General features: G+C 60.4%; 14 protein-coding genes and 1 pseudogene. 4 read left to right on the forward strand and 11 right to left on the reverse strand.

Annotation, left to right across the window (positions count from 1 at the left end):
* Positions 1-94: 94 nt before the first annotated feature.
* The 3 genes and pseudogenes from CEC48_RS32325 to CEC48_RS29445 all read right to left on the reverse strand — a co-directional run bounded on the left by CEC48_RS32325 (position 95) and on the right by CEC48_RS29445 (position 2,451).
* Positions 95-667, reverse strand: coding sequence for a methyl-accepting chemotaxis protein (locus CEC48_RS32325; protein WP_371917789.1), 573 nt, complete (start codon positions 665-667; stop codon positions 95-97).
* 21 nt (positions 668-688) lie between these two features.
* Positions 689-1,414 (reverse strand): annotated as a pseudogene (locus CEC48_RS32330) (PAS domain-containing protein); the annotation flags it as partial.
* A gap of 167 nt (positions 1,415-1,581) precedes the next feature.
* Positions 1,582-2,451, reverse strand: a complete 870-nt coding sequence (locus tag CEC48_RS29445; protein WP_088427030.1) for a LysR family transcriptional regulator — start codon at positions 2,449-2,451, stop codon at positions 1,582-1,584.
* A gap of 98 nt (positions 2,452-2,549) precedes the next feature.
* Here CEC48_RS29445 and gstA point away from each other — a divergent pair, with 98 nt between their 5' ends.
* Positions 2,550-3,152, forward strand: coding sequence for a glutathione transferase GstA (gstA, locus tag CEC48_RS29450; RefSeq protein WP_088427031.1), 603 nt, complete (start codon positions 2,550-2,552; stop codon positions 3,150-3,152).
* A gap of 87 nt (positions 3,153-3,239) precedes the next feature.
* Here gstA and CEC48_RS29455 read toward each other — a convergent pair whose 3' ends face one another.
* The 5 genes from CEC48_RS29455 to CEC48_RS29475 all read right to left on the reverse strand — a co-directional run bounded on the left by CEC48_RS29455 (position 3,240) and on the right by CEC48_RS29475 (position 7,862).
* Positions 3,240-4,166, reverse strand: a complete 927-nt coding sequence (locus tag CEC48_RS29455) for an aliphatic sulfonate ABC transporter substrate-binding protein (protein ID WP_088427032.1) — start codon at positions 4,164-4,166, stop codon at positions 3,240-3,242.
* Positions 4,166-5,179, reverse strand: coding sequence for an ABC transporter substrate-binding protein (locus CEC48_RS29460; RefSeq protein WP_088427033.1), 1,014 nt, complete (start codon positions 5,177-5,179; stop codon positions 4,166-4,168). Before CEC48_RS29460 ends, CEC48_RS29455 begins: the two co-directional genes overlap by 1 nt.
* Positions 5,180-5,345: 166 nt before the next feature.
* Positions 5,346-5,912: a sigma-70 family RNA polymerase sigma factor gene (locus CEC48_RS29465; RefSeq protein WP_256579796.1), complete on the reverse strand. Its 567-nt coding sequence runs from the start codon at positions 5,910-5,912 to the stop codon at positions 5,346-5,348.
* Between the two features lie 219 nt (positions 5,913-6,131).
* Entirely contained in the window at positions 6,132-6,911 is a 780-nt protein-coding gene (locus CEC48_RS29470; RefSeq protein ID WP_088427034.1) for a phosphate/phosphite/phosphonate ABC transporter substrate-binding protein, read from the reverse strand.
* A 9-nt stretch (positions 6,912-6,920) separates the two neighbouring features.
* Positions 6,921-7,862 carry a fatty acid desaturase gene (locus CEC48_RS29475; protein ID WP_088427035.1) on the reverse strand — a complete coding sequence of 314 codons (942 nt, stop codon included), beginning with the start codon at positions 7,860-7,862 and terminating at the stop codon, positions 6,921-6,923.
* 335 nt (positions 7,863-8,197) lie between these two features.
* Here CEC48_RS29475 and CEC48_RS29480 point away from each other — a divergent pair, with 335 nt between their 5' ends.
* Positions 8,198-8,635, forward strand: a complete 438-nt coding sequence (locus tag CEC48_RS29480) for a GNAT family N-acetyltransferase (RefSeq protein WP_088427036.1) — start codon at positions 8,198-8,200, stop codon at positions 8,633-8,635.
* 60 nt (positions 8,636-8,695) lie between these two features.
* A complete protein-coding gene (locus CEC48_RS29485; protein ID WP_088427037.1) occupies positions 8,696-9,514 on the forward strand; it encodes a class I SAM-dependent methyltransferase in 819 nt (272 codons plus the stop codon).
* Between the two features lie 134 nt (positions 9,515-9,648).
* On the opposite strand, the gene def is transcribed toward CEC48_RS29485, so the two are convergent.
* The 3 genes from def to CEC48_RS29500 all read right to left on the reverse strand — a co-directional run bounded on the left by def (position 9,649) and on the right by CEC48_RS29500 (position 11,504).
* The gene (def, locus tag CEC48_RS29490) at positions 9,649-10,188 is read right to left on the reverse strand and encodes a peptide deformylase (protein ID WP_088427038.1); all 540 of its coding nucleotides are present in this window, start codon (positions 10,186-10,188) and stop codon (positions 9,649-9,651) included.
* 3 nt (positions 10,189-10,191) lie between these two features.
* Positions 10,192-11,136, reverse strand: coding sequence for a YihY/virulence factor BrkB family protein (locus CEC48_RS29495; protein WP_088427039.1), 945 nt, complete (start codon positions 11,134-11,136; stop codon positions 10,192-10,194).
* A gap of 182 nt (positions 11,137-11,318) precedes the next feature.
* Positions 11,319-11,504: a CsbD family protein gene (locus CEC48_RS29500; protein ID WP_069552063.1), complete on the reverse strand. Its 186-nt coding sequence runs from the start codon at positions 11,502-11,504 to the stop codon at positions 11,319-11,321.
* Between the two features lie 209 nt (positions 11,505-11,713).
* Between CEC48_RS29500 and CEC48_RS29505 the strand changes: the two genes are divergently transcribed.
* Positions 11,714-12,091: a hypothetical protein gene (locus CEC48_RS29505; RefSeq protein WP_088427040.1), complete on the forward strand. Its 378-nt coding sequence runs from the start codon at positions 11,714-11,716 to the stop codon at positions 12,089-12,091.
* The last annotated feature ends 73 nt before the right edge of the window (positions 12,092-12,164 follow it).

The raw sequence follows: 12,164 nt of genomic DNA on the forward strand, positions 1-12,164 counted from the left end.
GCAGTGTGTCAGTCAATACATAGGCTGACTGTCACACCGCTTTCGCGAGCAAGCCCGCTCCCACATAAGCCCTTTCCACATTTGATCTGCGGTGTTACTGCAACTGTAGTGTGGAATTGAACTGACTGATCGCATCCACCACATGCCGTGACCCTTCCTGAATCTCCAGGATCACCTGCCCCGCCTCATTCGCCAGCTCCACCCCAAGCCCCGTGCGACTCAAGCTCGACTGCATGCTCGACACCGCGCTGATCGACAGGTCGTGGTTCTTGCGCACCACATCCACAATCTCGATCGTCGCCTGGCTGGTACGGGCCGCCAAACTGCGCACCTCATCTGCCACCACCGCAAACCCGCGCCCATGCTCACCGGCCCGGGCCGCCTCGATCGCAGCGTTCAGCGCCAGCAGGTTGGTCTGGTCGGCGATGCCGCGAATGGTCTGCACGATGCTGCCGATGATGTCCGACTGCTTGCTCACCGCATCAATGCTCACGGCCGCTTCGTTAAGGTCACGGGAAATTTCTTCGATGATTTGCACGGTTTGCTGCACCACTTGCGAACCCTTGCGGGCGCAGGCGTCGTTCTGCACCGAGGTGGCGTGGGCCGAATCGGCAGCGGTGCGCAAGGTAGTGACCTGGTGGGTGATGTCGCTGGCGAACTTCACCACTTTGTACAGGCGCCCGTTGGCATCGAAGATCGGGTTGTAGGAGGCTTCCAGGAACAACGTTTGTCCGAATTTGTCTTTGCGCTCAAACCGGTGAGAGTGATATTCGCCGCGATTGAGCGAGGCCCAGAAGGCTTTGTAGGCCGGCGACTCGGTCTCACCGCGATGACAAAACATACTGTGGTGCTGGCCGACGATTTCATTGAGGGAGTACTTCACCGTCTTCAGGAAGTTGTCGTTGGCATTGAGGATCTGGCCTTGCGGGGTGAATTCAATCACCGCCATGGAGCGGCCGATGGCGTCGATCAGGCTCTGGTTTTCATGCTCGCGGTGAATCCGCACCGAGATGTCCGAAGCGACCTTGATCACGCTCTGCACCTGGTTGTCGGCACCGAGTACCGGCATGTAGCTGGCTTCCAGCCACACTTCCTGGCCATGTTTGTTCAAACGCATGAAGGTACCGCTGAGGGCCTCGCCCCGCGCCAGGTCGCGCCAGAGCTTGGCGTAGGCATCGGTGTGGGTATAGGCCTCTTCGCAGAAAATCCGGTGGTGCTTGCCGCGAATTTCTTCGGCGCTGTAGCCCATGGCCTTGCAGAAGTTTTGATTGGCATCCAGCACGATGCCGTCGCGATCAAACTCGATCATGGCCATGGAGCGGCTGATGGCGGCCAATTTAGCCTTGGCTTCGGTGAGGGCACAGGAGAAACGTTCGATTTCCAGCAGGTCGGATTTGTGTTGGCGGTTGAACATGTCAGATCACCCTTTATTTTACCGACGCCCACGTGGGCGCATTCCATTCACGGCTTGAATCTTGATCGCAGACCTTTATGCGGAAAATCATCCGAAACGCTTTATATGCCATGCGTCATCAACGGTTCTGGGTGAGCATAGACAGGCGTTGGCGCTATGCAAGGCCACTAGTCAGCCAGCATTTGCAACAACGCATTAACCGCAGCGGAAGGTGGTTGGTGGCGTGAAGTCACTAGGGCAAATTCGCGGTGTATCGGCTCCGCCAGTTGCATCACGCGCAAGCCATGGCGCTGGGCCGGCAGGGTCGTCTCGGGTACCAGGGTTACGCCCACACCTTCGCGCACCAGGCTGAAGGCGCTGTTCCACTCCCGCACTTGCACCCGCACCTCGCGCAACACCAGGCCGGCTTCCTGCGCCAGGCTGCGGGCATTGACGGTGCAGCCGCCGGTGGCGAGCACGAACGGCTGTTCCACCAGTTCTTCCAGCGTGACCGTTGCCTGCGCCGGGCGCCGGGAAAACACGTGCGCCATCGGCAGCACGGCCACCCAGCTATCGCGCCCCAGCACCGCAGCACTGCGCTCGGACGGCGGGTTGAGTACCACGCCCAGGTCGATCAAATTCGCGTCGAGCAAGGCGCTCACTTCATCGTCTGTAACTTCAAGCGCTGTGACCTCAATGCCCGGGTAAAGCTGGTTGAACCGCCGCAACAGCGGCGGCAGGCATACCGCCAGTACCATGGGGAAACTCGCGATGCGAATAGTCCCACGCAGCATGGGCCGCGCTTCGTCAACCGTGGTGCGAATCGCCTGCAAGGCACCCAGCATGACCCGCGCCTGCTCAATCACTTGCAGGCCCAGGGCGGTGGGCACGGTTTGGCGCGCCTCACGCACAAACAGTTGCGCACCCAGGTTGGCCTCCATGGCCGCCATCGCCTGGCTGGCAGCGGACTGGGTCATGCCCACCCGCTCGGAGGCGGCGGTGATGCTGCCGTTGTCCGCCACGGCCACCAGCAGGCGCCAGTGCATCAGGTTCATCATGGCAGTAGCTGTCCTTATGGCAGGATTCTGAAAGATTAATTTTACGCACGGTGCCATGCCCACCAGACTTAAGGCAACTGTCCTGCGGAGTTGCCCCGATGAAGCTGTATTTTTCCCCGAATGCCTGTTCCCTCGCCTCCCATATCGTGCTGCGGGAATTGGCCCTGCCGTTTGAATTGATTCGCGTCGACAACCAGAAAAAGATCACGGCTGACGGTGATGACTTCTTGCAGATCAACCCCAAGGGCTACGTGGCCGCGCTGCAACTGGACAACGGCGAAGTGCTGACCGAAGGCGCCGCCATCCTGCAATACCTGGCCGACCGGGTACCCGCAGCGGGCCTGGCGCCGGCCAATGGCAGTTGGGAACGGGTGCGTTTGCAGGAGTGGCTGAACTTTGTCTCCAGCGAGATTCATGGCGGGCTGGGTGTGCTGTTCCAGGACGCGATCCCCGATGAGGTGAAGGCGCTGTTCAAGGCCACGTTGTTCAAGCGTTTTGCGATTCTGGTGCAGACACTGGAGCGTCAGGATTACCTGCTGGGCGCGCAGTTCTCGGTGGCGGATGCGTACCTGTTTGTGGTGCTGCGCTGGGCTGGATTCTTTGATATCGATTTGCAGCAGTGGCCGGCGCTGGCGAAGTTTCAACAGCGGGTAGGCGAGCGGCCAGCGGTGATTGCCGCGCTGGCCGCCGAAAATCCATGATCTGAAACACGGTCAAAATGTGGGAGCGCTTCGCACTCCAGCGGGAGCAAGCTCCCTCGCCACAGGGGTATTCGCATACCGAAAAAGCTATGGGGCCTTGAACACGACTTGCTGCACATCAACCTGTTTCGGAATCAGGCCATTGGCAAAAAACGCGTCGGCAGTGCCTTGTTGGGTGGCGATGTCCGTCGCGTTCAGTGGCCGGCTTGGCGTCGGCGAGCGGTGCTTGAAGTAGCTTTCCACCACCGCCGGCTGCAAGCCCAATGTCTTGGCCATCAGCGCGACGCTTTCATCATGCTGGTCCAGCGACAACCGCTGCGCCTGGGCAAACACCTTGAGAATCGCGGCAATCGCCTGGGGGTGCTGCTTGGCAAACGGGCCGCTGGCAATGAAGAAACTGCCCGCCGGGTTCAGCCCCTGGCCATCCCCCAGCACCTTCGCCGAACCGTCCACCACGGCCGCCGAGTAGTACGGGTCCCACACCACCCAGGCGTCGACCTTGCCTTGTTCAAACGCGGCGCGGCCGTCGGAGGGCGAAAGGTACACCACGTTCACATCCTTCCACTGCAAACCGGCACGCAGCAGGCTTTTGAGGAACAGGTTGTGGGCGCTCGAGCCCTTGAGCAACGCCACGCGCTTACCCTTGAGCTCGGCAACGCTTTGCACGGTGCTGTCTTTGGGCAGCAGGATGGCTTCGGTGCGCCCGTCATTGGGCTCGACGCCGATGTAGCGAATGTCGATCCCGGCGGCCTGGGCAAAGATCGGCGGGATGTCGCCGATGTTGCCGATATCAATGCTGCCGGCGTTCAAGGCCTCGATCAGCGGTGGGCCGCCGAGGAATTCAACCCACTCCACTTTGGTGCCCGCCAGCCCTTGTTCGAACAGGTGATGCTCACGGGCGAGCACCATGCTCACCGAGCCTTTCTGGTAACCGACACGCAAGGTGGCCGGTTCTGCCGCCAGCAGTGGCCCGGCGCACAGCGCCAACAGTGTTGCGGCGATGAGCTTGCGCATCAGAGACTCCCTTTAACCTTGGCCGCGACGTCTGCCGGCACCCATTGCTGCCAGACCTGCGGTTGTTCTTTCAGGAACGCTTCGGCCACTTGGCGCGGCGCGGTACGTTTCTCGGCCATTTGCGCGAGGATGCCGTTGAGCAGGTCAATCGGCAGGTCGACCTTTTCAAAGAACGCCACCAGTTGCGGGTACTGCGCCTTGAACGGCGCCGACACGCCAATCGCCAACCGCGCCGGCATCGAACGGGTGCCGATGGGGTGTGGGTTGTTGGCGTCGGCCAGGGTCTTCCAGGCTTCGGCGTTGAACGGTGGTTCTTCCAGTTTGATCAGTTTGAAGCGACCCAGCAGTGGCGTCGGCGACCAGTAGTAGAACAGCACCGGCTTGCCGCGACGGATCGACGAAGCCACCTCGGCATCCAGCGCCGCGCCGGAGCCGGTGCGGAAGTTGACGAAGGTGTCGGTCAGGCCGTAAGCCTTGAGTTTCTGGCTGTTGACGATCTCTGAGGTCCAGCCGGTGGGGCTGTTGAGAAAGCGCCCACGGGTCGGGTCTTCGGGGTCGCGGAACACGTCTTTGTAGCGTGCCAGGTCGGCGACGGATTTAAGCTCCGGGGCCAGGGGTTTGATACCGCGCTCGGCGTCGCCCTTGATCACGTATTCCGGCACCCACCAGCCTTCGGTGGCGCCTTTGACCGTGTCGCCCAGGCCGAATACTTTGCCTTCGTTTTCGGCCTTGACCCACGCCGGACTGCGCCCGGCCCATTCTTCGCCGATCACCTGGATATCGTTCTTGGCCAGGGCGGCTTCCAGGCTCACGGTGCTGCCGGGCAAGGTGTCGGTGGGCAGGCCATAGCCTTTCTCGACGATCAGGCGCAGCACTTCGGTGATCAGGCTGCCGCTTTCCCAGGTGATGTCACCGAAGTGGATCGGTTTGGCAGGTTCGGCGGCCGTGGCCGACTGTGCCAGGACGGTCAGTGCGAGCAGCGAGCCACCGAGCAGGTTTTTTAGTGTTCTCATGAGTAGCCTCTTGGAGATTCAAAACAGGTCCAAAGTGGGCAGCGTCAGTGTGGGAGCGGGCTTGCGCGAAGGCGTCGTGTCAGTCGATACATGTGCTAACTGATACACCGCTTTCGCGAGCAAGCCCGCTCCCACATTTGATCTCCACACCCTTCAAGATCAGGGTTTAAAAGTCATAACTGAGCCGCGTGTAGTAAAACGCCCCTTCCGGCGCCGTCGGCGACAGGTAGCTGTATTGCTGGCCCGGGGTCTGGCGCAAACGGGCCATGTAATTGCTGACCGACCGTTGGGAGATGCCCAACTGCGCCGCGATTTCCGGGTAGGTCAGACCATTGAGTTGCGAGAGCAAAAAGGTCGCCTTGACCTTGGCCGGCAAGCCGTCGAGCACGTGGTCGATGGCCTGCAGGGCTTCGAGCATTTGCGCCAGGTCTTCAGGGGATGGCGCGGGCGACGTTTCGTCGTTGTCCAGGGCCTCGTGGTACGCGCGCGCCAGGTCACGGCAGCGCCACAGCTGATACATCAGGCGTTGGGCGATGGTGGTGAGCAAGGCGCGGGGCTGGCGAATCGGCGCCACGCCCGGGGAACTCAGAAGCTGGACGAAGGTGTCGGCGGCGATGTCTTCGGCGTGGGCGCGGGAATCGAGGTGGCGGTGCAAACGGCTGCACAGCCAGTCGTAATGACTGCGGAATAATCCGCCCACGTAGTCGCTGTGAGAAGTGTCGGCGCCGGACATAGTGGCTCCATCTGAGTAGGTTGCGCGTTATGTCCGGTGTTCCGGTGGGGCGATCCTAGCAAGGCTGCTTATTCTTTAATAATATTTAAAAGGTATTTTTATATAACCGATAGTTCCTACGCTCCGCGTGGGAATGCATTCTGTGACGCTCTGCGTCACGACCTTAAGAGCAGACGCAGAGCGTCCAGGGCGGCATTCCCACGCAGAGCGTGGGAACGATCATTGAAGCTTCGGGTAACCCAGGGCTTCGGCCTGCTGCCGGTAATCCAGCAGCACCTGGTAATCGGCTTCGCTGGCGGGGAGCACTTCGTGTATGCCGAGGGTTTGCACCACTTCGGGCAGATCCTGCAAGGCCAGGTTCATGGCCTCTCGCAGGGGTTCACTTGAGCCCAATGCGCTGATGTAAGGCAGCGTGGGGCTGGGCGCACTGCGGGTGACGATCCGCAGCCCGGCCACTTCCTCTGGCGCAAAACGTGCGAGGTAGTCGAAGGTCACGCTGTCGATGGCGGCAAGGTCAGCGCGGCCTTCGCGCAGCCAGCGCAGGCTTTCACGATGGGCGCCGCTGATGCCGACCTCGGCAAAGAACCGGCCGCCCTGCTGCAAAGGCGCCAGGCGTTCGCGCAGCAGGTTCATGCCGCTGTTGGAGTCGTGGCCATTGATCACGCCGCGGCTGTTGTAGAAGTCGGCCAAGGCAGTGCGGGAATTGTCGTCGCGGGTCAGCAGAAGACTGCAATGGGCGCCCGCGCTGCTGTGGAGCAGCTCGTAGCGCGGCCGGCCGACCACCTGGACTTGCCCGCGCAGCTCGGTCATCAGCGGGTAGCCGCAGGTTTGCGTCAGCAGTAATTCGGGGGCGCGCCACAGGGCGCGCAGGTCGAGGTGCCCCGCAGTGCGACGGGCCGCGCCCAGGCGTTCCAGGATGCGTGAAAGCCAACGCTCATTGGCCTGTTGCACCTGCTGCGGCGCCACGTACATCAACAGTTCGGCGTAGCGTTCACTCATGGTCGTCTCTCAAGCAAAGGGGTGCCGTGGGCTGTCGATGGCCTTGAGCCCGTGACGGCCGATCAACTGCCCGTAGCCCTGCACCAGAAACCCGCCGCTGCGCGCCACCCATTGTTCGCGGCGCGCGCGGTAAACGGTGGGCAGCAAGTACCACGGCAGCTTCGGCAAGTCGTGGTGCACCAGGTGCAGGTTGTTGTTGAGGAACAGCCAGGTCCACGGCCACGCGGCTTCGTTAAGCACCGTGCGCTGCTCCGGTTGTGGGTGCGGGCGGTGTTCATAGTAGGAACGGATCGCCGCCACCGACAAGGCCGGCACGCTGACCAGCGCCACGTAGTGCCACACCGGCAGCGCGCTGCAGTGGGCGATGAAGGTCAGCATCAGCACGGTCACGGCGCCATGGCTCAGCCACATCAACCACGCCTGGCGCTGGCCTTGGCGCAGGCGCCTGAACTCGTTGCGCGCCAGCTTCCACAGCGCCAGCGGCGAACCCAGCAGGAAGCGCCCGAGGACGGTCTTGGTCAGCCAATGCAAAGTGCGCTCGAACAGTGAACTGGCGTCCCACTGTCGCTGGTTCAGGTAGCGGCTTTCCGGGTCGACACCGGGCACCGTCAGGTCTTCGTCGTTGTGGTGCACCAGGTGGCAGTTGCGGTACAGGGTGTAGGGATACCAGACGGCAAAAGGTGCGTAGCCGAGCAGTTTGTTCAACGCATTAAAGCGGGTGGGATGGCCGTGCAGGAGTTCGTGTTGCAGGGACATCCACAGCGCCACGATCGGAATCAGCAGCCCCGTACTCAGCCACAGGCCGAGCCAGTGGCTGGCGAGCATCACCGCAAACCAGCCGGCATACACGCCGATCAACAGCACCCAGGTCGGCCACTCGGTGCGGGCGGTAAACGTGCGGGCCAGGGCTTCGATTTCGAGGCTGTGGGTTTCATCAAGGTAGTTGGACATCGGCAGCTCAGGGCAGGCGTGGCCGACGAAAAAGTCGGCTTCATCCTGCTCTGTGCAATGAGGCGGGAAAATCTTGCAGATCGTTTGGTGCTTAGCTTAGAACTTTAGTGACCGAACAGATTGCTGTCGGTTTTCTTGGCCTTTTTCTCGGCGCGTTTTTCATCGGCGGTCTTTGCCGGTTTCTTCTTGTCAGCTTTCTTGGAATTCAGACCTTTGGCCATGATGCGTGCTCCACTTACAGGGGATGTAACACTGGGTATAACACCTATTGCCCAACAGAAGGCGCTTTGCCCGACTTATAATCCGCAGCCCCAGAACCTGCGTGTTTGAAAACCATGCCCGAGTTGCACATTGATCGACTGGCAGAGCCTTTGTGGCCGCTGCTGAACAAGTTTTACCGCAGCCATAACTCACCGATGAAAGCCCTCAAGGGCGGCCAGTTGTGGGTGGCCAAAGGCAGCGAGATTGTCGCGGGCCTGTGCCTCACGCCAGTGGTGGGCGGGCAATGGTTGACCGGATTGTTTGTCGACCCGGCGCTGCGTGGCCAAGGGCTGGCGGCGCGGCTGATTGGGGACGCGGTCGAAAGTGCCGACGGCACGGTGTGGCTGCTGTGCCACCCGGAACTGGAAGGCTTTTACCAGCGCCTCGGTTTTACCCAGGACACGTTGCTGCCGCAGTCCCTTTCCGAGCGCCTGGTGCGTTACAAACGCAACAAACCAATGATCGCCATGGGCTTAGAACCGTTGGCAAGGTCGACCTTCGATAATGTGTAAACAGAGTTTATGGGCCCCATGCTAGCCTCGGCGCTACAGCGGCCCACTACCTGGAAGATCATGAAAGCGACCCTTGCAGCTTTATCCCTTGCAGCCCTCCTCGTCCCGGCCTTGAGCCAGGCAGCCGAAGCGCCAGTTTCCGCCGAGCAGTATGCAAGCGTGCTCGCCGGCAGTTGGCGTGTGCCTGCCAACAGCGCGCGCGATGTGTATCGTCACCCGCAGCAGACCCTGGAATTCTTTGGCCTGCGGGCCAACCAGACCCTGATCGAGATCACCCCGGGTGGCGGCTGGTACAGCGAAGTGCTGGCGCCGCTGCTCAAGGACAACGGCCATTACATCGCCGCTGTGCAGGCGCCGAGCAGCAGTGCCTACGCGCGTACGTCAGAGGAAAACCTGAAGAAGAAATTCGCCGCAGACCCGGTGCATTACGCCAAGGCCGGCTTCGCCGAGTTCAACCCCAAGGCACCGGTGCTGGGCAAGCCTGGCTCGGCCGATACGGTGCTGACCTTTCGCAACGTGCATAACTGGGTGATGGCGGACACGGCGCCGGCGATGTTCGAGGCGTTTTTCAAGGTGTTGAAACCGGGCGGCGTGCTGGGTGTGGTGGATCACCGGGCCAAGGATGGAGCGTCGCTGGAAGACATCAAGCACAGTGGTTACCTGACCACCGCGTATGTGGTGAAACTGGCGACCGATGCGGGGTTCAAGCTTGAGGGGCAGAGCGAGGTCAACGCCAACCCGAAAGATACCAAGGACTACCCGGATGGGGTCTGGACCTTGCCGCCTGCGTTGACGTTGGGGGAGAAGGATAAGGCGAAGTATGTGGCGATTGGTGAGTCGGACCGGATGACGCTGCGGTTTGTTAAGCCCGCTAAATAAACCACACATTCTGTGGCGAGGGAGCTTGCTCCCGCTGGGCTGCGCAGCGGCCCCAAAATCCTGGGAGCGCTTCGCACTCCAGCGGGAGCAAGCTCCCTCGCCACAGCAAGCTCCCTCGCCACAGGGATCGCTGTTTATTCGTCCGCTGTGGGGTCCATGTCCGGGAACATCACTTCGATAAACCCGAACTTGCTGAAATCGGTAATCCGCGACGGGTACAGCCGGCCGATCAGGTGATCGCACTCGTGCTGTACCACCCGCGCGTGGAAGCCTTCGGCAATCCGCACAATCGGCTCGCCCTTGGGGTCAAACCCTTCGTAGCGAATCTGCTGGTAACGGTTCACTGCCCCACGCAAGCCAGGCACCGACAGGCAACCTTCATAGCCTTCTTCCAGCACCGGGCTGAGCGGTGTGATCAGCGGGTTGATCAGGATGGTCTGGGGCACGGCGGGCGCGTCCGGGTAGCGTTCGCTGCTCTCGAAACCAAAGATCACCAGTTGCAGGTCCACACCCACTTGCGGCGCGGCCAGGCCGACGCCGCCCACGTGTTCCATGGTCTGGAACATGTCATCAATCAACTGCCACAGCTCGGGGCTGTCGAACATCTCCGGCGGAACCGGCGGGGCAACACGCAGAAGGCGCTCATCGCCCATTTTCAGGATTTCACGGATCATCGATCAGGCTTCATCGGTAGTGGGCTTGAGTGAGTGGTCCCGGCCAAGGCCTGAGACATGGTGCTTGTCGTCGTGCTCGCCAAAGTCCTTTTCACCAGGATCCTTGCCTTCGGCCGACATGTGTTCGATCACCGCGTTCATCTCCGCCCCCAGCAACAGCACGGCGGCCGAAATGTAGAAGTACAAGAGCAACACGATGATCGCGCCGATACTGCCATACATGGCGTTGTAGTCGGCAAAGGTTTTGACGTAGTAACCAAAGCCCAGGGAAGCGATGATCCAGACCACCACCGCCAGGACCGAACCCGGGGTGATAAAGCGAAATTTCTGCTTCACGTCGGGCATCACGTAGTACATCAGGGCCACAGAAAACATCAACAGGATGACGATCAGCGGCCAGCGCAGGATGGTCCACAGGGTGACCACGAATTCCTGCATGCCGATCTGCCCCGCCAGCCATTCCATCACCTGCGGCCCGAGCACCATCAACGCGGCGGCGGCCAACAACATCCCGGCGATGCCTACGGTGTAGAAAATCGACAGCGGGAAACGCTTCCAGATCGGCCGGCCTTCCACCACGTCGTAGGCGGCGTTCATCGCGCTCATCATCAGGCGCACACCGGCCGAAGCGGTCCACAGCGCAATCACGATACCCACCGACAGCAGGCCGCCCTTGGATTGCTGCAACTGGTCGATCACCGGGTTGACCTGCTCCAGGGCCTGGGGCGGCAATACCAGCTCCGATTGCATGCGCAGCCAGGTGAAGAAGTCCGGCAGGTGCAGGAAACCGATCAGGGCAATCAAAAACAGCAGGAAGGGAAACAACGAGAACAGCATCTGGTAGGCCAGTGCCGAGGCGTAGGTCGACATCTCGTCATCAGCAAATTCTTTGACGGTGCGCACCAGTACCTTGTGCAGGGGCAAGCCTTGTAATACCGGAAAAATCATAGCGTCTCCTTTCGCCGCAAAAAGGTTGAGTTCGTGGGCGACTCAGGGGCCGTTTTCTACATCAAGGTAGCCCATTTGGCGACCTTGAAACAATTTCCAAAGTTTAATCACAACAGGTGACACAAAAACGGCCATCCGTGGATGGCCGTCGGGCTGCTCGATTGCAGGCAGCCAGGTCGGGACTATTTGACCGCTTTCTTTACCGCGTCCTTGGTGTCGCCGACTGCTTTTTGCACTTCGCCTTTCTTTTCCTGAATCACACCTTCAGCCCGCAATTTGTCATTGCCGGTGACTTTGCCGACACCTTGCTTGATGTTGCCGACGGCCTCGTTCGCTAAACCTTTTGCCTTATCCGATGTGCTACTCATGGTATTTCTCCTGGGAACAATCAAGGATTTTGGTCACTACGTAATCGTTGACCGCAGGCCTTTCCAGAGAGTTTCAATTTTTTTGCCAGGCATTTCATCGCACACTTGCTCACCCGCAGCAGGTTTGGCTTTATGTTTTGCGGCCAACCCACGAGAATGCCGGGCACATTCAGGCGCAAGCGCTGGATAACAGATCCCGTAGGAAGGTTATGAAACTCAATAAAGCACAGGCCATTGCCCGCAGAAACCAGGAACTGGGCGGTGCCGTACTCGGCGTCAACAACTGCCACTTCACCGACCTGGACCGCAAACGCAACATCTGGTGGTTCGACCTGCCGGTGGGCCGCATTGCCGTGGGCCAGTACGAGTGGATTCACTTGTTGATGCACAACGCTGAAAGCGACCAGTTGCTGCACTTGAAAGTGCCGACGGTATTTTTGCGCGAGAAGCTTGAAGGTTTGGTGGTGCGTAATGCTGGCAAGCGCAAGCCGGAAATCACCCTGGAGCTGAGTGCCGACAAGGACTCGTTCCTCAAAGATGTACGCCCGACAGGCGCTGGCGTGAGCTTCGCGCAGTTCGCACTGTAGGAATGCGGTAAAAACTGTGGGAGCGGGCTTGCTCGCGAAGGCGCAGTGTCAGTCACCGATATGTCACTGACAC

The organism is Pseudomonas sp. K2I15 (assembly GCF_002204795.1).
Classification (GTDB): domain Bacteria; phylum Pseudomonadota; class Gammaproteobacteria; order Pseudomonadales; family Pseudomonadaceae; genus Aquipseudomonas.

Bases quoted from the DNA above. Each gene is read 5' to 3' on its own strand.
- CEC48_RS29460 (WP_088427033.1), bottom strand. From the start codon at position 5,179: ATGAGAACACTAAAAAACCTGCTCGGTGGCTCGCTGCTCGCACTGACC.
- CEC48_RS29480 (WP_088427036.1), top strand. From the start codon at position 8,198: ATGCCCGAGTTGCACATTGATCGACTGGCAGAGCCTTTGTGGCCGCTG.
- CEC48_RS29470 (WP_088427034.1), bottom strand. From the start codon at position 6,911: ATGAGTGAACGCTACGCCGAACTGTTGATGTACGTGGCGCCGCAGCAG.
- CEC48_RS29445 (WP_088427030.1), bottom strand. From the start codon at position 2,451: ATGATGAACCTGATGCACTGGCGCCTGCTGGTGGCCGTGGCGGACAAC.
- CEC48_RS29505 (WP_088427040.1), top strand. From the start codon at position 11,714: ATGAAACTCAATAAAGCACAGGCCATTGCCCGCAGAAACCAGGAACTG.
- CEC48_RS29465 (WP_256579796.1), bottom strand. From the start codon at position 5,912: ATGTCCGGCGCCGACACTTCTCACAGCGACTACGTGGGCGGATTATTC.
- CEC48_RS29485 (WP_088427037.1), top strand. From the start codon at position 8,696: ATGAAAGCGACCCTTGCAGCTTTATCCCTTGCAGCCCTCCTCGTCCCG.
- CEC48_RS29500 (WP_069552063.1), bottom strand. From the start codon at position 11,504: ATGAGTAGCACATCGGATAAGGCAAAAGGTTTAGCGAACGAGGCCGTC.
- gstA (WP_088427031.1), top strand. From the start codon at position 2,550: ATGAAGCTGTATTTTTCCCCGAATGCCTGTTCCCTCGCCTCCCATATC.
- def (WP_088427038.1), bottom strand. From the start codon at position 10,188: ATGATCCGTGAAATCCTGAAAATGGGCGATGAGCGCCTTCTGCGTGTT.
- CEC48_RS29455 (WP_088427032.1), bottom strand. From the start codon at position 4,166: ATGCGCAAGCTCATCGCCGCAACACTGTTGGCGCTGTGCGCCGGGCCA.
- CEC48_RS29475 (WP_088427035.1), bottom strand. From the start codon at position 7,862: ATGTCCAACTACCTTGATGAAACCCACAGCCTCGAAATCGAAGCCCTG.
- CEC48_RS29495 (WP_088427039.1), bottom strand. From the start codon at position 11,136: ATGATTTTTCCGGTATTACAAGGCTTGCCCCTGCACAAGGTACTGGTG.